This is a genomic window from Micromonospora sp. NPDC051006, assembly GCF_044456245.1.
Lineage (GTDB): Bacteria > Actinomycetota > Actinomycetes > Mycobacteriales > Micromonosporaceae > Micromonospora.
In genome coordinates, this window is the sequence record NZ_JBITFP010000017.1 from 116,000 (window position 1) to 134,634 (window position 18,635).

The 18,635-nt window shown below is 69.4% G+C and carries 17 protein-coding genes and 1 pseudogene; 11 read left to right on the forward strand and 7 right to left on the reverse strand.

Features of this window, described 5'->3' with window-relative positions; translation table 11 throughout:
* Positions 1–309: 309 nt before the first annotated feature.
* Together ACIBBA_RS23495 and ACIBBA_RS23500 are read right to left on the reverse strand one after the other, a co-directional pair.
* On the reverse strand, positions 310–1,254 hold the full coding sequence (locus tag ACIBBA_RS23495) for a replication-relaxation family protein (RefSeq protein ID WP_396700113.1): 945 nt from the start codon (positions 1,252–1,254) through the stop codon (positions 310–312).
* Positions 1,255–1,701: 447 nt separating this feature from the next.
* Positions 1,702–2,556 carry a DUF2637 domain-containing protein gene (locus ACIBBA_RS23500; RefSeq protein ID WP_396700114.1) on the reverse strand — a complete coding sequence of 285 codons (855 nt, stop codon included), beginning with the start codon at positions 2,554–2,556 and terminating at the stop codon, positions 1,702–1,704.
* 1,015 nt (positions 2,557–3,571) lie between these two features.
* On the opposite strand from ACIBBA_RS23500, the gene ACIBBA_RS23505 reads away from it, so the two are divergent.
* From ACIBBA_RS23505 to ACIBBA_RS23515, 3 genes are all read left to right on the forward strand, one after another.
* Complete coding sequence (locus tag ACIBBA_RS23505) at positions 3,572–3,997, forward strand: DUF2267 domain-containing protein (protein ID WP_396700115.1); 426 nt, start codon at positions 3,572–3,574, stop codon at positions 3,995–3,997.
* A gap of 236 nt (positions 3,998–4,233) precedes the next feature.
* Positions 4,234–4,626, forward strand: coding sequence for a DUF2267 domain-containing protein (locus tag ACIBBA_RS23510; protein WP_396700116.1), 393 nt, complete (start codon positions 4,234–4,236; stop codon positions 4,624–4,626).
* A 40-nt stretch (positions 4,627–4,666) separates the two neighbouring features.
* Positions 4,667–5,578 carry a TIGR03619 family F420-dependent LLM class oxidoreductase gene (locus ACIBBA_RS23515; protein WP_396700117.1) on the forward strand — a complete coding sequence of 304 codons (912 nt, stop codon included), beginning with the start codon at positions 4,667–4,669 and terminating at the stop codon, positions 5,576–5,578.
* A 16-nt stretch (positions 5,579–5,594) separates the two neighbouring features.
* Here ACIBBA_RS23515 and ACIBBA_RS23520 read toward each other — a convergent pair whose 3' ends face one another.
* The gene (locus ACIBBA_RS23520) at positions 5,595–6,029 is read right to left on the reverse strand and encodes a TIGR03668 family PPOX class F420-dependent oxidoreductase (RefSeq protein WP_396700118.1); all 435 of its coding nucleotides are present in this window, start codon (positions 6,027–6,029) and stop codon (positions 5,595–5,597) included.
* Between the two features lie 275 nt (positions 6,030–6,304).
* Between ACIBBA_RS23520 and ACIBBA_RS23525 the strand changes: the two genes are divergently transcribed.
* Both ACIBBA_RS23525 and ACIBBA_RS23530 read left to right on the forward strand, forming a co-directional pair.
* Positions 6,305–8,308: a beta-propeller domain-containing protein gene (locus ACIBBA_RS23525; protein ID WP_396700119.1), complete on the forward strand. Its 2,004-nt coding sequence runs from the start codon at positions 6,305–6,307 to the stop codon at positions 8,306–8,308.
* A gap of 131 nt (positions 8,309–8,439) precedes the next feature.
* Complete coding sequence (locus ACIBBA_RS23530; protein ID WP_396700120.1) at positions 8,440–8,790, forward strand: PRC-barrel domain-containing protein; 351 nt, start codon at positions 8,440–8,442, stop codon at positions 8,788–8,790.
* Between the two features lie 29 nt (positions 8,791–8,819).
* Here the strand turns inward: ACIBBA_RS23530 and ACIBBA_RS23535 are convergent, their stop codons facing one another.
* Complete coding sequence (locus tag ACIBBA_RS23535) at positions 8,820–9,755, reverse strand: NAD(P)-dependent oxidoreductase (protein WP_396700121.1); 936 nt, start codon at positions 9,753–9,755, stop codon at positions 8,820–8,822.
* A gap of 92 nt (positions 9,756–9,847) precedes the next feature.
* Here ACIBBA_RS23535 and ACIBBA_RS23540 point away from each other — a divergent pair, with 92 nt between their 5' ends.
* A complete protein-coding gene (locus tag ACIBBA_RS23540; RefSeq protein ID WP_396700122.1) occupies positions 9,848–10,327 on the forward strand; it encodes a nitroreductase family deazaflavin-dependent oxidoreductase in 480 nt (159 codons plus the stop codon).
* A gap of 86 nt (positions 10,328–10,413) precedes the next feature.
* Here ACIBBA_RS23540 and ACIBBA_RS23545 read toward each other — a convergent pair whose 3' ends face one another.
* Positions 10,414–11,403, reverse strand: a complete 990-nt coding sequence (locus ACIBBA_RS23545) for an SDR family oxidoreductase (RefSeq protein WP_396700123.1) — start codon at positions 11,401–11,403, stop codon at positions 10,414–10,416.
* Between the two features lie 589 nt (positions 11,404–11,992).
* Here ACIBBA_RS23545 and ACIBBA_RS23550 point away from each other — a divergent pair.
* Together ACIBBA_RS23550 and ACIBBA_RS23555 are read left to right on the forward strand one after the other, a co-directional pair.
* Positions 11,993–13,108: a WD40/YVTN/BNR-like repeat-containing protein gene (locus tag ACIBBA_RS23550; RefSeq protein ID WP_396700124.1), complete on the forward strand. Its 1,116-nt coding sequence runs from the start codon at positions 11,993–11,995 to the stop codon at positions 13,106–13,108.
* Complete coding sequence (locus tag ACIBBA_RS23555) at positions 13,105–13,401, forward strand: MoaD/ThiS family protein (RefSeq protein ID WP_357054756.1); 297 nt, start codon at positions 13,105–13,107, stop codon at positions 13,399–13,401. Before ACIBBA_RS23550 ends, ACIBBA_RS23555 begins: the two co-directional genes overlap by 4 nt.
* 45 nt (positions 13,402–13,446) lie before the next feature.
* Here the strand turns inward: ACIBBA_RS23555 and ACIBBA_RS23560 are convergent.
* Positions 13,447–14,040 (reverse strand): annotated as a pseudogene (locus ACIBBA_RS23560) (endonuclease/exonuclease/phosphatase family protein); the annotation flags it as partial.
* Positions 14,041–14,093: 53 nt separating this feature from the next.
* On the opposite strand from ACIBBA_RS23560, the gene ACIBBA_RS23565 reads away from it, so the two are divergent.
* Complete coding sequence (locus ACIBBA_RS23565; protein WP_396700125.1) at positions 14,094–14,477, forward strand: alkaline phosphatase D family protein; 384 nt, start codon at positions 14,094–14,096, stop codon at positions 14,475–14,477.
* Between the two features lie 350 nt (positions 14,478–14,827).
* Here ACIBBA_RS23565 and ACIBBA_RS23570 read toward each other — a convergent pair whose 3' ends face one another.
* Complete coding sequence (locus ACIBBA_RS23570; protein ID WP_350873821.1) at positions 14,828–15,199, reverse strand: VOC family protein; 372 nt, start codon at positions 15,197–15,199, stop codon at positions 14,828–14,830.
* 564 nt (positions 15,200–15,763) lie between these two features.
* Between ACIBBA_RS23570 and ACIBBA_RS23575 the strand changes: the two genes are divergently transcribed.
* Positions 15,764–16,786, forward strand: coding sequence for a LacI family DNA-binding transcriptional regulator (locus tag ACIBBA_RS23575; RefSeq protein WP_396700126.1), 1,023 nt, complete (start codon positions 15,764–15,766; stop codon positions 16,784–16,786).
* 128 nt (positions 16,787–16,914) lie between these two features.
* Positions 16,915–18,594 (forward strand): ABC transporter substrate-binding protein, encoded by a 1,680-nt coding sequence (locus ACIBBA_RS23580; RefSeq protein ID WP_396700127.1) that lies wholly within the window; start codon positions 16,915–16,917, stop codon positions 18,592–18,594.
* Positions 18,595–18,635: the final 41 nt, after the last annotated feature.

Genomic DNA, 18,635 nt, shown 5'->3' on the forward strand with positions numbered 1-18,635 from the left:
TTCGCCGGCGGGTCTACATGGAGTGCACCGGGTGCAAGCGCTACGTCGACTTTGGGCCTGGCGTACTCAGCGCCGATGGCAGCGTCGAGATCCGGACGTGCGACGAGTGCGGTGCTCAGGTCGAAACCGAGGCGTTCGTGACGGCGCCACCGGGGGAGAGCACGCACTGGAACTTGCAGTAGCCACGCCAGGTGGCCGAGTGGCATTGGATCGAGACATAACCTACGGCAGTGGCGGCTCGCGAGCCCGCCTGCCCCAGTTCTGTCGCCGTTGCAGGGATGGCACTGGCACGGCGCCGTCGCCGATACCCTAATGAGCCAGTTCGCCGTCAGGTTTGGGCGGTGCCGGCGTAGGGAGCTCGGTGTCATAGGGGGCGTTGGTGTATGGCAGGTCCACCAGCCGAATCCGGCCGCCAGTGCCAAGACCCCAGAGTTGCCACACCCGCCCGGCGGGGCTGGCGTCGAGTGCGGCGCGGAGCTCGGCGGTGGTGGTGGCGATGATCGCCGTCGGCGCGAGGGCAGCGAGGCGGTGATGCAGGTTCGCCTCCCGGCGGGCGGAGGGCAGGTGGAAAAGGGCAGGCCACCCCCACGTGGTCATCGCGTACAGCCGCTCGTACTTGGCGACCTTCTCGGTGAGAACGTCGAGCCGTTCGCGGCCGGTGTCGTACTCGAGGAAGAACGGCACGGACCGTCCGTGCTCGGTCCAGACGCCGGCCCCGTCGGGACGGGGCAGCCCTGTCGGTCCGCGGGCCATCATCTGAGGGTTGTCGCCGTCACGGTAGAACACCCCCGGACTATGGAAGGCCGAAGCAGGCTGCCAGCAATCCAGGGCAGCGTCCCGGTGGGCGCGGGCGTAGGCGGCGAGGTCGATGAAGACCTGGTTGCCGCCGAGCAGGTGCGGCAGGTCCGCGCGCGAGGTGAGGGACTGTTTGCGGCGGCGGGCCTGGTCCCGGCGCGGCGGTCCGAGTCCGCGTTGGGCGTGGACGTGCTCGTAGCCGAGCTGGTCCAGCACGTAGTGGTACGGGTAGGAGCCGCCATCGGGCTTGTTGGGCCGGAACCGGTCTGTCGCCCGCAAAGTGGTAAGGCGGCGCAGCCGGCGTTGGGCGAAGTCCCGGGACGGGAACAAGGCGGCGGCGATCTGTTCGGTGGTCAGGACCCCGTGGTCGTAGAGCCAGCCGAGGAGCCGGTCGTCGCGGGCGGTGATGCTGGCCTGCAGCCGCAGCAGCGGATCCGGAGCCGGTAGGCGACTACGCATAGGCGTCCCCAGGGGGGAGACCCCAGAGAAGGGGGTCTGTCTGGAGCGCGTAAGAAGCGGCCAGAGTAGGCCTGAGCTGGGCCGTGAGCGGGTTCGGGGGGTCGGTTTGGGGGTCGGCGTCAAGGCGGACGGCGAAACGGAGAGCCACACCGACACCCACACCCCATCCCGGGATGTGGTGGCGTGCGAGAAGCCGCGGGGCCGATCGGTGACGACGATGCCGGCGCGGGCGAGGACGCTCGGGCTGGGTGAACATGCCTGTTGCTCCTTGATCAGGATGCCTGGGCGCAGGCGGCGCGCACACCGGCCGGTCCGGCGAGGTGGACGGCGGGTGAACGCGCTGCCAGGTCCAGTCAGGTTCTGTCAGACCGTGGGCTTGCTGACAGATGCGCGGGCTCGTCTGACAGGAAAGGGTTCGCCTGACAGACGTCGCAGGTCGTGGTTCTGTCACGCGGCCGCCCGCTGTGACAGATCCGGCGCGGGCTGGTGGGGTGGGGTGGTCTCGGCGCGGAGGACGCGCACGAGCGCCGAGGCGGTGGCGTTGGACAGCTGATGCCCGTCCGCGCGCAGCTGGTGGGCGAGGGCGGTGCGAGACAGCGGCGTCCCCTGCACCGCCAGAGCGCGGGCGGTCCGGGCGGCCGGGACCAGCGCGGCGAGCTCTGGTCCGCTGTCCCCAGCCGGCGCTTCGCCGGCCCGCCAGTCCGGGATCGCCGGACGCCGGTCCGCAGAGGCCGGGACCGCGGTGGCGCCGTCCTGGACCGCGGCCGCGCTGGCCTGGACCGACGCGGACGGTCCGGGGACCATCTCATTACCGTCCCGGACGGCGGCGTCCGTGGCGAGGGCCGGTCCGGACGCGGTCCGTGCGGTCCGGGCGGGTGGGGCAGGGTCGGCGCGCCCGAGGGCGATCTTCACCATCGCCAGGAAACCCAGCGCCGGCAGCGCGGCGGCGATCCAACCGATCACCGACGCCTCCGCCTTCACCACCTGAGCCGACAACGACAGGAACACCGCCACCGTCAACAACGTGGCGGGGAAGGCGACGCTCTTGCCCAGGCGCCGGTTGCGGCGCAGCTCCAGGCCTGCCGCGATCGACGTCAGCTCCAGCACGACCGCGTCGGCCCACGCCAGCCAGCCCGGCTGCCCGTGCGCAGCCGCCACGTCGTGGACGTGACGGAACGACGCCGCGCCGGCTGCCCCGCCGATCAAGAGCATGATCAGCACCTGGACTCGGTTCTCCAGCTGCTCCCGCCCCGACCACACCTGGCCGGAATGCTCGTGCGGTAGATGCTCAGGTCTCGCCAACGGCCCACCACCTGTAGCGAGGCGGTCCGGGCGGGGCCTCGACTAGCGTGGCCGGGCCGGTGCGCACCAGGGCGGCAGGTGCGACGGCCGGAGCCGCCAGCACTGCCGGGTTGATGTCGAGTGAAGTCATGTCGGTGCTCCAACGTCGGTCGTAGGGATTCGAGGCACGGCGTAATGCCCCCGGGGTCACGTCCGCCGCGGCTTACTTGCGGGCAGGCATTAGGGCGGCAAGCGGCGCCACAACCTGCACAGCAGGCTGAGCACAACGAGCGGACAGAGGGCAGACGGCCAAGCCGAGCCACGAAGGGTCAGGACTCACCACCGACCGCGCTCCAGGAAGCGCAACAGTGGTGCGGCGGTTCAACTCGCCCGCGGACGGTCCTTCATGTGGGGCCTCCCATCTCGCGACGTTCCTGGCGGCAGCGGCGCGAACATGAGTGGGCACTCGCCCTAGGAGTACCTGCTCGCCAGTTTGCGGCCGACCGCACCGGCCAACGGTTCGGGAACGTGCAACCAGTACGCCCCGTGAACACCCGTCGAGTCAACCCCAATTCCGCACGGACCGGTCACCGGGTTGCAGTCGCCCGAGCCGGGGAGTGAAAGGTGACCCGGCGTTACGTCATCCGGCATACGGGATCCGACGCAACTGCGGTAGTGGTGAAACCACCACTCCTGATTCGCCCTATCGGGATGAGGCACGCTCACCCCGCGTCCCGGACGGCTGTCGAGGTACCAGGTCGCTGCGCGACAACCAGTTGGGATCACGGGCGAGCTCAAGGAGCGGGAACGCAGGGGAATCCTCTCTCCGTCGCCGGGAACCCAGGGACCGGCCAGTTCGACAACGTCGTGACGCTGCGGGGCGACATCGACCCGAACAGCGTCGGCGCGGGGTCTTCCTGGGCGGGGTGTTGACCCTTACGCGTGGGCAAGACGCACCGGACCGAATCGCGGCGTATTGAGGTCAGAGGCTCATAACTGGCGGTTCGACGGCGATCGGGCCGGAGAGGAGAATCAGGTGGAATACCAGGATTTCATCAACGCAGTGGCCACGCGGGCAAAGGTGTCGACCGATCAGGCGGCGACACTCACCCGCGCGACGTTGAAGACATTGGGAGATCGGATCAGCGCCGGCCAGGCTGAGGACCTTGCCTATCAGCTTCCCGATGGGCTTGACGATCACCTGCGCAAACCGCCACCGAATAGAAGGGAGGAACAGGCCAGGTCGTTCGGGCTCGACGAGTTCGTGCGGCGGGTGGCGGAGGCGGACCGCCCGGCCATCGACCGTGCGCTCGCCGGTGCCGGGGTCCGCGCGGTGCTCACCACGCTACGTGAGGCTGTTACCCGTGACGAGTTCGAGAACGCGGTGGCCCAGCTTCCGACGGAGTTCCAGCAGGTGATCGAACCGGTGGGTGCCGGTGGTGGGCAGCGCCCCAGCTCCTAGCACGCGCAGTTGAGGCAGGAGCAGGTGTGCCCGCATCGCCCACGCGGGCCGTTGTCGACTGGCCCGGGGAGGTGTGGATGGCGACCGAGGCGCAGCTTCCAGAGGAGTTTTGGGACGTACGCCAGCCGGTCGGGTCGCGCGCCGGCGCGGCGCCCGCAGGTGGACGCATGAAGGAGAACTCTCGACGCCGGTCACGGACGCCACGACGCACCCTGACTGGTCCGGAAGGAGAACTGGTGAACTACGCCGAGTTTCTCGAAGCGGTGGGGAAGCGGGCGGGCATGCCGGCGGCGGAGGCGGCGACGTTCGTCGGAGCCACGCTGACGACCTTGGCGGAAGGGGTCAGTGGCGGCGAGGCTCGGCACCTGGCCACTCGGGTCCCCGAGGAGTTGCGGGGGTACCTGCACAAGGACGTGGACTTCGCCGAACGGCTCGACCTCGTGGAGTTCCTCAACGAGGTAGGGGTCCGCGCGGGAACGGATGACGAACGGCCAACTGAGGGCGCCCGCGCCGTGTTGACGACCCTACGCGAGGCGTTGAGCCCCGGGGACCTCGACAGTCTGGAAGCCGAGCTGCCGAGGGATATCCGGCAGCTGCTTCATCCAGTGGCCCGCGGCGTCGGGCCCTGAACCGAGCCACTTCCTGGCCCGATCCGGGTACGGTGCGCGGGTGGAGGTTGGATTCGCCCCGCCCGTCTCCGGCTCGTGGGCCACACCGGAGCGCATGGTCCACGTCGCCCGCCGCGCCGAGCAGCTCGGATACCACTCGCTCTGGACGTTCCAGCGGCTCCTGGTGCCCGCCGACCTCGGCTGGAGCGAGACCTACCACAGCGTCCAGGACCCGCTGACCACGCTGGCGTTCCTGGCGGCTCACACCACGCGGGTCCGGCTCGGCGTGGCGGTGCTCAACATGCCGTTCATCTCTCCGGTGCTGCTGGCCAAGCAGACCGCGACTCTCGACATCCTCGCCGGCGGACGACTCGACGTGGGACTCGGCCTCGGCTGGGCGGACGAGGAGTATCAGGCGACGGGGGTGAGCAAGCATCGGCGGGGCCGTCGGGCCGAGGAGTTCCTCGCCGTTCTCCGCGCCCTCTGGCAGGACGACGTCGCCGAGCATCGCGGCGAGTTCTACCAGGTCCCGCCGACACGCCTGGAGCCGAAACCCGTGCAGCGGCCACACCCGCCGATTCTGCTCGGTGGCCAGGCGCCGGCCGCGCTGCGCCGGGCCGGCCGGCTCGCCGACGGCTGGGTCAGTGGCAGCCAGGCGGACCTGACGGGCATCGGCGAGGCGATCGCGACCGTCAAGGCCGCCGCCGCGGAGGCGGGCCGAGATCCGCGCTCACTGCGATTCGTCTGCCGCGGCGCGGTCCGCGTACGCCCGACTGGCCCGCCCGAGCGCGAGCCGCTCACCGGCACGCTCGAGCAGATCCGGTCGGATCTCGGCAGGCTCGCCGAAGCCGGCATCACCGAAGTGTTCGTCGATCTCAACTTCGATCCGGAGATCGGCTCACCCCGCGCCGACGCGCAGGCCTCGCTGCGCCGGGCCGACGAGGTGCTCGACGCCCTCGCTCCGAGCCGCTGACACCTCTGACCGGCGCTCACCCGGCCGGGTCGGCTGCCGCGTCCGCCGCGGACCACGCCGACCAGGTTCTCACCGCTACCGCGATCACCGGCCCGGCTGGTGGCCGCTGGACGTACTGCGGGTACTTGTCGGCCAGCGCCGCGCGGGCTGCGGCCTCCTCCGCGCGGTCCTCCACCAGCCGGCCGTGCCCGTCCAGCCGGACCCACCACAGCCGCGACCAGTCCTCGTCGTACTCGTCGACCAGCAGGCAGGCGTGCCCCGTCGCCCGGATGTTCTCCAGCCGGCGTAGCCGCCGGTGGCGCTTGGGCTTCTCGTCCACCGCGTGGTAGACCACATCGTCGAGCAGGACGAAGCACACGGGCACCAGGTGTGGACGCCCATCCGCTCGGACCGTGGTCAGCCGCGCCACCCTGGCCGACCGGACCCGATGCCGGAGTTCGTCGGCGGGCACAGGCCCGACGGTAACAGCCGACACCCGTCACGGTGACTCGTTGTGGCCGGGCGTCGTCGAGCCGATGGGTGTGCCGGCGCCGCATGTGCCGATCGGAACTGGGAGAGGCGTGATGGCGAGCGAGGCGCCCGACCGAGACCCGCACCCCCGGTCGACAACTTGGCGGGGGGTCTGATGGTGGGAACCCGGCCTGGGGGAGCCACGTCGTAGGGGGCATGACGGGTAGCAGTGCCCACGTACCCCATCCAACGGCCGCCACCGGCGTCCCCCGAGTCATGACTCCAGCTCGCGTCATCGGCCTGGCCCTGGTCGCCGGCCTGGCGCTGGTCACCGGCTGTACGGCGGAGCCGGTCCCCGTGCCGCCACGTGACCAGGGAGTGCCGGCCGGCGGGTTCCGGCTCGTCGCGTTCGACTCCTGCCCGGAGGCGCTGCGGCAGCTGAAGACGGCTGCCAAGGCATACGTCGGGCCCTGGGGGTTCGGGCCGAACGGGGACATCCGTACCTTCGGCCGCGCGGAACAGGCGGTGGCGCCCGCCGCCGCGGGGCGGGCGGACGCGGCGCCCAAGGGCTACTCGGGCACCAACACGCACGAGGCCGGGGCCGATGAACCGGACCTGGTCAAGAGCGACGGCAAGCGGATTGTCACCGTGAGCGCCGGCAAGCTGTACGTGGTCGACCCGGCCACCCGTCGGCTGACCGGAGAGCTGGAACTGGCACCGGGTGCCGATGGGTTTGGCGGGGCCGAAGACGCCCTGCTGCTGCACGGTGACCGAGCGCTGGTGCTGCGCCGCGACGGGTGGGCCGGGATGGCGAAACCGGCCGTCCCCGGGGAAGGCACGCGCGCCGTCCCGGCAGACGCCCCGATGCCGGACGGCACCGTCGGCCCCCGGCTGATCATGGTCGACCTTTCCGGCGCGCCGAAGGTCATCAGCGAATACGGGATCGACGGCAATCTGGTGGACGCCCGCCAGGTGGGCACGACGGTCCGGGTCGTGGTCCGCTCCGCGCCGCGGCTGAACTTCCCGTACCAGGAACGGGCCACCGACGAGCAGCGCACCGCCGCCAACCGCGAGATCATCGACAACGCCACCACCGACGACTGGCTGCCCCGGTACGAGGTCACCTCCGGCGGGCGAACCAGCACCGGACGGGTCGGCTGCGACCGGGTGAGCCGGCCGGCCGTCTATTCCGGCACGTCGCTGGTGACCGTGCTCAGCTTCGACCTCGGTGCGGCCACGCTCGGCGCCGGCGACCCGGTCACCGTGATCGCCGACGGCGACACCGTCTACAGCAACGGACCTCGGCTGTACGTCGCCAATGACCAGCGCTGGCGGGTGCTGCCGATGTTGACCGCGCGAAACGTCGCACCCGGTCCCAAGGACGAGACCACCGAGATCTACCAGTTCGACACCTCGGGCGCGGGTGCCCCGCGCTACGTCGCTGCCGCGTCCGTTCCGGGCTGGCTCATCAACCAGTACGCCATGTCCGAGTGGGACGGCCACCTGAGAGTGGCCACCACCAGTGGCCGTACGTGGGGCGACAAGCCGAACTCGACGTCGAGCGTGTACGTCCTGCGCGCCGACGGCACGGCGCTGACCCAGGTCGGCAAGGTCACCGGACTGGGCAAGGGGGAACGGATATACGCGGTACGGTTCGTCGGCGGCACCGGGTACCTCGTCACCTTCCGGCAGACCGACCCGCTCTACAGCGTCGATCTGCGTGATCCGGGGGCGCCGAAGGTGAGCGGCGAACTGAAGATCAACGGGTATTCGGCGTACCTGCACCCGGCCGGCGAAGGACGACTGCTCGGCGTCGGGCAGGAGGCGTCCGACCAGGGCCGTGTCCAGGGCACCCAGCTCTCGCTCTTCGACGTCGGCGATCCGGCCAAGCCGACCCGGATCGCCCAGTATCACGTCAAGCAGGGGCACTCCGAGGCGGAGTTCGACCCGCATGCGTTCCTCTACTGGCCGGCCGAACGCCTGGTCGTGGTCCCACTGACCGTCTTGGGCGCAGGCGCCGTGAGCAGACCCGGTGCGGTGGACGGCCCGGGCAGCCCGGTCCTGCCGAGCAACGTGGCGCTGGCTGTGCGGGTCGGCGACGGCGGGTTCACCGAGGTCGGCACGGTCGATCACACGCTGGGCACGGGGCGTCCCGAGGATCTAGCGCCGATCCGCCGGTCACTGGTGGTCGACGGAGTGCTCTGGACCGTTTCCGGCGCTGGCCTCAAGGCGACCAGCCTCTCCACCATGAAGACCCTCGGCTGGCTGCGTACGGCGTGACCGGCATGGTGGTGTCCGGGGTGGCCCGCCCTGGGTGGGCGCGGCGGTTGCCCGCCGCGCACCGCCTGGCGTCCGCACCGACCACGAATGATCGGGCCCATGGCGATCAGGCGGCGGGTAACGTGAGCGTCGTGGAGGATCTCGGCGTGCGGGTGTCGTACCTCGCGCTCGCCGTCGGCACCCGGGTCTACGACGTCGACTCGGCATCCGTCGGCGTGGTCGAGCACGTGATCGCCGACGAACAGGCCGACATCCTCCACGGCGTGATCGTGGCACCGCCGAAGCCGTACGGGTCCCACCGCTTCGCCCACCGGGAGCAGATCGCCGACCTGTACGAGCGGGGGGTCGTGCTGTCGGTGCCCGGTTCCGAAATGCACGAGCCGGGCGAGGACGCGCCGGCCAGAGAGGCCGAGGGCGCGGGTGACGACCCGGTGCAGGTGGGCCTCCGCCGCGCCTGGGAGTGGCTGAGTCGACCGCGCTGAACCTGACGGGCCTGCCGCACGGCCAGGTCTCAGGCTGATCGGGCAGTGTCGGTGATGTGCGCGATTACGGCCGAGTAGTCCCGGTCGCCAAGGCCGGCCTCCTGGGCTGACGCGACCCACTGCCGCGCGGCCGTCGCGACCGGCAGTTCGACGTCTGCCGACTCGGCGGCCGACACGACCAGATCGGCGTCCTTACGGGCGAGTGACAGCGCGAACCGGAATGGGAACTGATCGGACTCGATCGCTGGTCGTCGCCGATCCGCTTGCGCGCCGACGGGAGTCGCGGACAAGACCTCGAACGCCGTGTCACGCGGCAGTCCAAGCCCATCCGCGAGGGCGAGCGCCTCACCGAGAACAGCGAGCACTCCGAAGAGGGTCGAATTGGCTACCAGTTTGGCGGCCGCGCCGGCACCGAGCGGTCCGACATGCATCGGCGAGCCAAGCGCGCCCAACACCGGCATCCACCGTTGGGCGAGCGGCTCCGGCCCTGCGACGAATATCCGTAGCGAACCGGACTCCGCCTCCGAGACGCTGCCCAGCACCGGCGCATCGAGCAGGCCAACGCCGTCCGGCAGCATCGCGGCCAACCGTCGCACGGCGGCCGGCCCGACCGTGGACATTTCAACGAGCGTCGTCGACGCGATAGCACCGGCGAGGATCCCATCCGGGCCCTCGGCCACTTCTTGCAGCGCAGCCCGGTCGGACAGCATCGTGATGACCAGGTCGGCATGGCGGGCGGCTTGTGCCGGACTGTCGGCAGCGACCGCCCCACGCACCACAAGATCGCTCGCCCTCTGCGGTGTTCGGTTCCAGACAACGAGGTCATGGCCGGCATCGAGCAACCGGCGGGCCATCCGGCTACCCATTCCACCCAGACCGATCACAGCGACCGTGGCCATGGCGCCATCCTGCCAATTTCGCCCGGGCAATGCCGCACAAAGCGCCGGCTTGTCTACATCGATCATCAGCTCCGTGCTCTGAGGGTCGGTGGGCAGGGGTAGCGAGCCGGTGCAGCGATTGAAGTGTCGCCGACGCTTCGATCGCGCTTTGGGAAAGAATGGTGGCCATGGTGTTACCAAGACGGTTGGCGCGATTCAACCGGGTCGTCACCAACCGCGTGACCGGTCCGCTGGCCGGGTGGCTACCCGGCTTCGCCGTCGTCATCCATGGCGGCCGCCGCTCCGGTCGCGAGTACCGGCCGCCGATCAACATCTTCCGAACGTCCGACGGATACGTTGCTGCGTTGACCTACGGGGTCACTGACTGGGCGAACAACGTCCTGGCGGCCGGCGGCTGTGCGCTGGAGATCCGCGGCCGGCAGGTTCCCCTCACCCGTCCCCGCCTCGTGCACGACCCCACCCGCCGGGACATGCCGCCGGTCGTCCGCCAGCTCGTCGGGATGATCGGCGTGACGGACTTCCTCTACCTCCGCACCGCGCCTGATGCGGACAACGTCGAGGTCTCCGGCGTGACGTCCCGGAAGTCGTCCCAGCCGGCGGATCTACTTTCACCGCGCCGGTCTGCTGCTGACCCGTAGTAGTCATAGCTGCAGATGTTGATGCGCCGGCCCCCGGACCGCGTCCGATCGCAAGCCGCAGTTGTGGCAGGCGGTCGGTTGTCGTCCTACTGCCGATATCGCTCGACCAGCTGGTCCATCACCGCGTCCAGCCGCGCGTCGGTCTGCTGCCGCGACGGGTCTTCGTCGTGCCACGCGACGATCTCCCGAGCGCCCTGGGCGAACGGGATCGTCGCGACGAAGTCCGGGACGACACTGCGCAGCTTGCTGTTGTCGAACACCATCGAGTGCGCCTTGTCGCCCAGCAGACCGGCACCCCACTGCGGGTGGGCCACCGCGATGGCGTCCGACGGCACGTGGACGATGCGAGCCTCGACCCCGGCGGCGGCCGCGAGAGTCTCGGCGATCTGGTTCCACGTCAGGGCCTCGTCGGAGGTGATGTGGAAGACGTCGCCGAGCGTACGGGGGTGGCCGAGCAGGGGTACGAAGCCACGGGCGAAGTCCGTGTGGTGGGTGAGCGTCCAGAGCGAGGTGCCGTCGCCGTGCACGACGATCGCCTTGCCCTGCCGCATCCGGCCGAGGACGGTCCAGCCGCCGTCGAACGGGACCAACGTCTTGTCGTACGTGTGCGAGGGTCGCACGATCGTCGCTGGGAACCCCTCGTCGCGGTAGGCCGCGACGAGGACGTCCTCGCACGCGATCTTGTCTCGCGAGTACTGCCAGAACGGATTGCGCAGCGGCATCGACTCGACGATCGGCACCCGAGCGGGCGGAGTCTGGTACGCCGACGCGGAACTGATGAACACGTACTGTCCGGTGCTGCCGCGGAACAGATCGACGTCGTTCTTCACGTGTTCCGGGGTGAACGCGACCCAGTCCACGACGGCGTCGAACTCGCGCCCGCCGAGGGAGGTCCGCACGGATTCAGGGTCGCGGATGTCGGCACGCAGCACCGCCGCCTCCGGCGGTATGGGCCGGATGGTGGTGTCTCCGCGAGTGAGCACCGTCAGCTCGATGCCCCGCTCGACGGCGACGCGGGCGCAGGCCGAGCTGATGATGCCGCTGCCGCCGATGAACAGGACCTTCAAGGCAGTCACAGCTGTACGCTAGGCGATCATTCGCCGGCTCGTCCCGGCGGGTCGAGGTTCGCGTGCGGCGGTCCCGGCGTATCCGTCAACGGACCAGCCCAGTGCCGTCGGTGGTTCGGTCGACGGAGGCGTCTGGATCGCCACCAGCACGTCGTGGCTCAAGTGCACGTGTCGGCGCCGACGGCGACCGCCCGCTGGTACGCGTACATGGCGTTCGACGGCGCCCCGCTCCCGCCGCTCTGGTGCGCGATGTGCAGCAACCGCTCGACCAGTCAGAGATTGCGTGACTCACCGGGTCGCGAGGTACCGTCGGCCTGGGCCGGGCTGCCCCGCTATGGCAGCGACGGCCAGCACGGCCAACAAGGGACGATGCGCCTGAACCGTCCGGAGCTCATGCCTTCGGAGCCTTCTAACGCCCGGGAAACCCCCGGGTCCGGGACTCGTGACCGGACGAGCAAATCTGAATCAGCCCCTCAGCCCGGGTATCCGGCGTCGCCGATTCGTCGTACCCGGAAAGTACGACTGGTGGAGACCGATGAATCTCGGCGCAACGGACGGTCTAACCCTCCGTACCGTCGACAAGCGGAAGGACGAGGCCATGAGCGGCATACGGGTGCTGGTAGGTACGCGCAAGGGCGCGTTCACGTTGACGTCCGACGGCAGGCGCGGCGACTGGACAGTCGACGGCCCGCACTTCGGCGGCTGGGAGATCTTCCATCTCACCGGATCCCCGGCCGACCCGGACCGGCTCTACGCGTCCCAGTCCGGCGGCTGGTTCGGGCAGTTGATCCAGCGCTCGGACGACGGCGGCAAGAGCTGGACGGCAGTCGGCAACGACTTCGCCTACGCGGGCGACGTGGGGGAGCACCTGTGGTACGACGGCACTCCGCGCCCGTGGGAGTTCAAGCGCGTCTGGCACATCGAGCCGTCCCGCGATGACCCTGACACGGTGTACGCGGGCGCGGAGGACGCCGCCCTCTACGTGTCCACTGACGGCGGCCTGAAATGGAAGGAACTGAGCGCGCTTCGTACCCATCCGACCGGGCCGACGTGGCAGCCGGGCGCGGGCGGCATGTGCCTGCACACGATCATCCTGGACCCGGTGCACAAGGACCGGATCTACGTCGCCATCTCGGCGGCCGGCGCGTTCCGCAGCGATGACGCCGGCGCCAGCTGGCTGCCGATCAACAAGGGCCTGCGCTCGGGCGAGATCCCCGACCAGGACGCTGAGGTCGGCCACTGCGTGCACCACATCACCCAGCACCCGTCCCGGCCCGACACGCTGTTCATGCAGAAGCACTGGGACGTCATGCGCAGCGACGACGCCGGTGCGAACTGGCGTGAGGTCAGCGGCGACCTGCCGTCGGACTTCGGGTTCCCGATCGCGGTGCACGCGCACGAGCCGGAGACCATCTACGTCGTGCCGATCAAGAGCGACTCCGAGCACTACCCGCCGGAGGGCAAGCTGCGCGTCTACCGCAGCCGCACCGGCGGCGACGACTGGGAGCCGTTGACCACGGGCCTGCCGCAGTCCGACTGCTACGTCAACGTGTACCGCGACGCGATGGCGGTCGACACGCTCGACCCGTGCGGGATCTACTTCGGCACCACCGGCGGCCAGGTCTACCACTCGGCGGACGGCGGCGACAGCTGGGCGCCGATCGTACGGGACCTACCGGCCGTGCTCTCCGTGGAAGTCCAGGTGCTGCCGTGATCCGGGTCGTCCTCCCGGCCCACCTGAAGAACCTGGCTCACGTCAGCGGCGAGGTACGCCTTGAGGTGCCCGGGCCCGCGACGCAGCGCCTGATCCTGGACACCCTCGAGGCGCGCTACCCGATGTTGCTAGGGACGATCCGCGACCGGCACACCGGCACGCGTCGGGCGTTCGTGCGGTTCTACGCCTGCGAGCAGGACCTGTCCAACGACGCACCCGACACGCCACTGCCTGAAGAGGTGATCGCCGGCAAGGAACCGTTCATCATCCTCGGCGCGATGGCCGGGGGATAGCCCGGCCCATCGCGCGAGATGGACCCCTCGTGCTGCCTGCTTGGATCAGCTCCGGGGGCGGACCCGGACGTCGAGCCAGACCAGGCGGTGGTCGGAGCTGGGGAAGGGAAATGTGCCGGTGAGCCGCGACAGCGGGGCGCTCGCTGAGGGCCAGAAGACGCCGCCGTCGCTGACGGTCAACCCGCGCGAGGGCAAGACGTAGTCGGCGCGGAGGTTGCCCGGTCCCGGTACGTCGGCGAAGTCGGCCGTGTCGTACGCGGGTTCGCCGCGGTGGGCAATGTTGGCGCCGCCCTGCAGAGCGCTGGCCTCGGCGGCGCCGCTGCTCGACGGGATGCCGTTGGCGTTGATCCAGCGGTGGTCCAGGAGCTGCTGGACGGCGCCGGGGACGCTGTCGCCGTCGTACGGGTCGGAGTTCATGTCACCGGCAACCACGAACTGCGAGCCGGGGCGCAGCCCACCCCGCCGCCCCTCGTCGTCGTAGATGTAGCGGCCGCTGCCGGGGCGCACGTAATCGGCCCAGAACCGGATCTCGTCGAAGTTGCGCCGCCCGTTGCGGTCCTCCGCCCCGTCGAAGACCGGCGGGGTGGGGTGGCTGACCAGGACATGTCCGGCGTCCGATCTGGATCGGCACGTCCCAGTGGCTCTTCGAGGACAGCGGAAGGGCGGCCAGTTCCTGCGGGGAGTACCAGTCGGTGCTGTCCGCGGTACGGGCCAGCGGCGCCACGAATCCGATCGTGCTGGCCGGCGACATCCACTCGACCTGGGTGAGCGAGCTGAAGCTCAACTTCGACGATGCGGCCTCGCCCGTGGTCGCCACCGAGTTCGTCGCCACCTCGATCACCTCGGAGTTCCCGCCCGAACTGGTGCCGGTGGTAGAGGCCTCGAACCGGGCGTTCAACCCGTGGGTGCGCTACTTCAACGGCCTCACCCACGGGTGGCTGCGAATGGATGTCGACCGGTCTCGCTGGTTGACCGAGGAGCGTTCGGTCGCCGCCATCGACTCGGCCGACGCTCCCGCGTCGACGACAGCGCGGTGGGTTGTCGAGGCGGGCCGACAGGGGGCTGTACGGGTCTGAACCAGCCCGCGACGCCGCCACCGACTGGCTCTAATCGGCATGACCGCGCGGATCGCGGCCAGATCCGCGCACCGCAGTGGATTTACGCTTACGGCCGTGGATGGCCGCTTCTATCGCTACCGCTGCGACGATTCGCGCGGTGACGAGTTCGACGCATGGGGGCACTGGTCTGGTACTTCGAGGTCGATGACGACGGTTGGCCGGTCCGGCAGATCGAGGTTTACGACGCTGGGCCGGTCATCCGCTACGGGCCCGGACACGAAGAAGACCAGTACGGCAGCCTCGGGTCAGCAACCATTACCCGGCCATCGCCGAGCGGTGATGGTCAAGCCGAGACGCGATCGCGTCAATCAGCCGTTGGGGCGCGACTCGATCGCCTGCAGCGACCAATTGTTCCCGTCGGGATCGCGGAAGTAGACGAAGCTGCCCCACGGCTGCACCTCGACCTCGCTTGCATCGACGCCGGCGTCGAGCAACTGCCTGCGCGCCGCCGCGGCGTCGGCGACCACGACCTGGATCTCCTGCGTGCCGGGCGTCTTGTCGGTGATGCCGTCGCCAATCACGATGGAGCAAGCCGAGCCGGGCGGTGTCAGCTGAACGAACCGCAGACCTTCGTGCACCCTGTGGTCGTGGTCGGCGTTGAAGCCCACCTTCTGATAGAACGCCTTGGCCCGGTCGACATCGGTCACCGGAACGGGGATGAGCTCGATCTTCCAGTCCATCGTCCCACCGTAGGACGTGGGTATGACGTTGCGGCTCCCTACCGTCTTCCAAGCAGCGTGCGACAGCGAAATCTCGCTCTCTATCCCGGCGCACGAGCCGGGCATCGGCGTGGTAGCCCGCGGAACGCGGCATGACAACTGTCGAGATAGCACGGGTGGCCAGCCCGACGACCGTGGAGCGTCGACGGTAGGAAGGGCAACGGCTTCCCGCCTCACCCGTCAAAGCCAACCGCCTCCCCCGGCAGAGGGACCCCGGCGGGAAGTCACCGGGGCTGTACCGGTTCAGGCGTTCCGGCTGTTGGAACAGCGAGGCGCGGCCTGGGGTGGTGCGCCCGCGGCCCGCTCCACATCGGTTGTGGAGCGGGCCGTGCCGCACGTGGGCGGGCTGGCTCAGACGAGCCAAACACAGGTGTTAGGTGCTTGGTTGGCCACGTCTTAGTTCGTTATCTCGGCGGTATTGACGTGACGCAGGTCACTCCGGTTGACTCCGTGCCGGAACCGCTTCCGCAACCGGTTCCGTATCCCGCGTTAACTCATCAGACACACGCGCGGAGGGAGGTGCGGGTGCCGATCACCATCGCCGACGTGGCCGCGCGGGCCGGGGTCAGCAAGACCACTGTGTCGCGGGTACTCAACGGCAAGGGCGAGCTCGACGAGACCACTGCGGCGCGTGTTCGGCGGGTGATCGACGAGTTGGGCTACGTGCCGAGTGCCCGCGCGGTCGGGTTGGCCCGCGGCCGAACGCAGATCGTCGGCATGCTGGTGCCGTCGCTGACATGGCCGTGGATGGGGGAGGTCGTGCAGGGCGTCGTGGACGTCGTGGAGAGCGCGGGGTACGGGCTGCTGCTGTTCACCTGCAACCGGGGTGAGGAGTCGATGCGGCAGTTCGCCTCGCAGGTGTCCGCGAAGTCGTTCGACGGGCTGCTCGTGATCGAGCCCGAAGGCACCCTCGACTACATCGCCGACCTGCACCGCGGTGGCCTGCCGGTGGTCCTCATCGACGACCGCGGCCACCAGCGGCCCTTTCCGTCAGTCGCCACCACCAACCGCAGTGGTGGCGAATCCGCCGCCCGCCACTTACTCGAGCTCGGCCGGCGTCGACCGCTCGTCATCACCGGCATCGAGGCTTTCGGCTGCACCCAGGAGCGGCTGGCGGGGTTCGCCGAGACGTACGCCGACGCGGGCCTGCCGCTGGACCCGCAGCTCGTGGTCGAGGGCGACTTCACCTACGACTCGGGTCGGGACGCGGTCAACGGGCGATTCAAGGCCGGCATCGAGTTCGACGCCGTCTTCGCTCACAACGACCTGTCCGCTGGCGGCGCCCTGCAGGCGATCCGCGAGGCGGGTCGCACGGTGCCGGACGATGTCGCGGTTGTCGGCTTCGACGACGTCCCGTACGCGGCACACACCGAGCCGCCACTGACCACAGTGCACCAACCGATGCGCGAGATGGGAGAAGCCGCGGCCCGGATGCTCATGTCGTACTTCGAGGGCGTGCCGCTGCCCGACGCTCCCACCGTCATCCCCACCACCCTGATCACCCGCACCTCGACGGTCTCGGCCCTCGCCGCGACGCACCTCGCCTAACCCCCACGCCGCCCAAGGGCGGCCTTGCCAACGCAAGTAAGAGAGCGCTCTACCGAATGGTCGGGTCCGCACAACCGCCCCGACCGCTCCCAGATTTCCCACCGCCACCATGACAATGGGAGGAATACATGCGCATGAGACGTACGCTCGCGCTCGCCCTCGCGAGCGTGACCGCGATCGGACTGCTCGCCGCCTGTGGCGACAGCCCGAACGCCAACAAGAACAAGGCTCAGACGGCCACCGTGCTGAACGTCGGCATGCCGAACGGACCGCAGACCGAGAACCACAACCCGTTCCTCACCACGTCGGCTGCTAGGTCGCTGGGCTACGCCTACCAGATCTACGAGCCGCTGATGATGTGGAACCCGGTCAAGCCGGCCGACCCGATGAAGCCGTGGCTCGCCACCAACGCCGAGTGGGCGCCCGACTACACGTCGGTCAAGGTCACCATCCGCGACGGCGTCAAGTGGTCCGACGACAAGCCGCTCACGGCCGAGGACGTCGCGTACACCTACAACCTGGTCAAGGACAACGACGCCCTGAACGACCAGGGCACGCCGTACAAGGAGGTGAGCGTGAGCGGCAACGTCGTCACGCTGACCTTCGACAGCCCTCAGTTCGTCAACCAGCCGAAGGTGCTGTTCCGTGTCCCGATCGTGCCCAAGCACATCTGGGAGAAGATCAGCGACCCGAAGACCGACATCAACAAGAACCCGGTCGGCAGCGGCCCGTACACGTTGAAGTCCTTCACCCCGCAGACCACCACCCTGTCGGTGCGTACCGGCGGCTACTGGCAGGACCTGCCGCAGGTGAAGGAGCTGCGCTACACGTCCTACACGGACAACAACGCGCAGACGACCGCGCTGGCCAACGGCGAGTCGGAGTGGAGCTTCGTCTTCATCCCGAACTACAAGACGGTCTTCGTCGACAAGGACCCGGCCAGCCACAAGGTGTGGGCGCCGGCGGTCCTCGGTATCCACGGCCTCTACATCAACACCACCAAGAAGCCGTTCGACAACGTCGCCCTGCGCAAGGCCATGAACATGGTCATCAACCGCGAGGACATCTTCGTCCAGGCCGAGGCGGGGTACTTCCACCCGCAGGTGAAGAGCGTCACGGGTCTGCCGAGCCCGGCCGGCGACTCCTTCATCGCCGAGGAGTTCAAGGGCAAGGAGCACGCGGTCGACGTCGAGGGCGCCAAGAAGCTGCTCACCGACGCCGGCTTCAAGCTCGAGGGCACCACGCTCAAGGACCCGACCGGCAAGCCGGTCAAGCTGACCCTGACCGACCCCGCCGGATGGTCCGACTACCAGACCAGCCTCGAGATCGTGAAGGACAACCTGTCCAAGATCGGCATCGCGGCGACCGTCGACAAGGCCAATCAGGACGCCTGGTTCAAGAACGTCGAGGCGGGCAACTTCGACGCGACCTTCCGGTGGACCGAGGGCGGCGCCACGCCGTACGACATCTACCGGACCGTCATGGACGGTGCGCAGCTGAAGCCGATCGGCACCGCCTCCCCGGCGGGCAACTTCGGCCGCTTCAACAACCCGGAGGCCACCGCGGCGCTGCGGGCGTACGCGGCCGCGACGAGCGACGCCGACCGCACCACGGCGATGGCCACGCTGCAGCGGATCTTCGTCGACCAGATGCCGATGATCCCAGTCGGCGCGGACCAGGTCGGCGGCGCGTACAGCACGAAGAACTGGGTCGGTTGGCCCGACGATGCGAACCCGTACGGCGCGATGCAGCCCACCCAGCCCAACGCGGTGGACGTGGTCCTGCACCTCAAGCCGGCCGGTAGCTGATCCGCAATACCGCATCCCCCGGGTGGCCACCGGCCACCCGG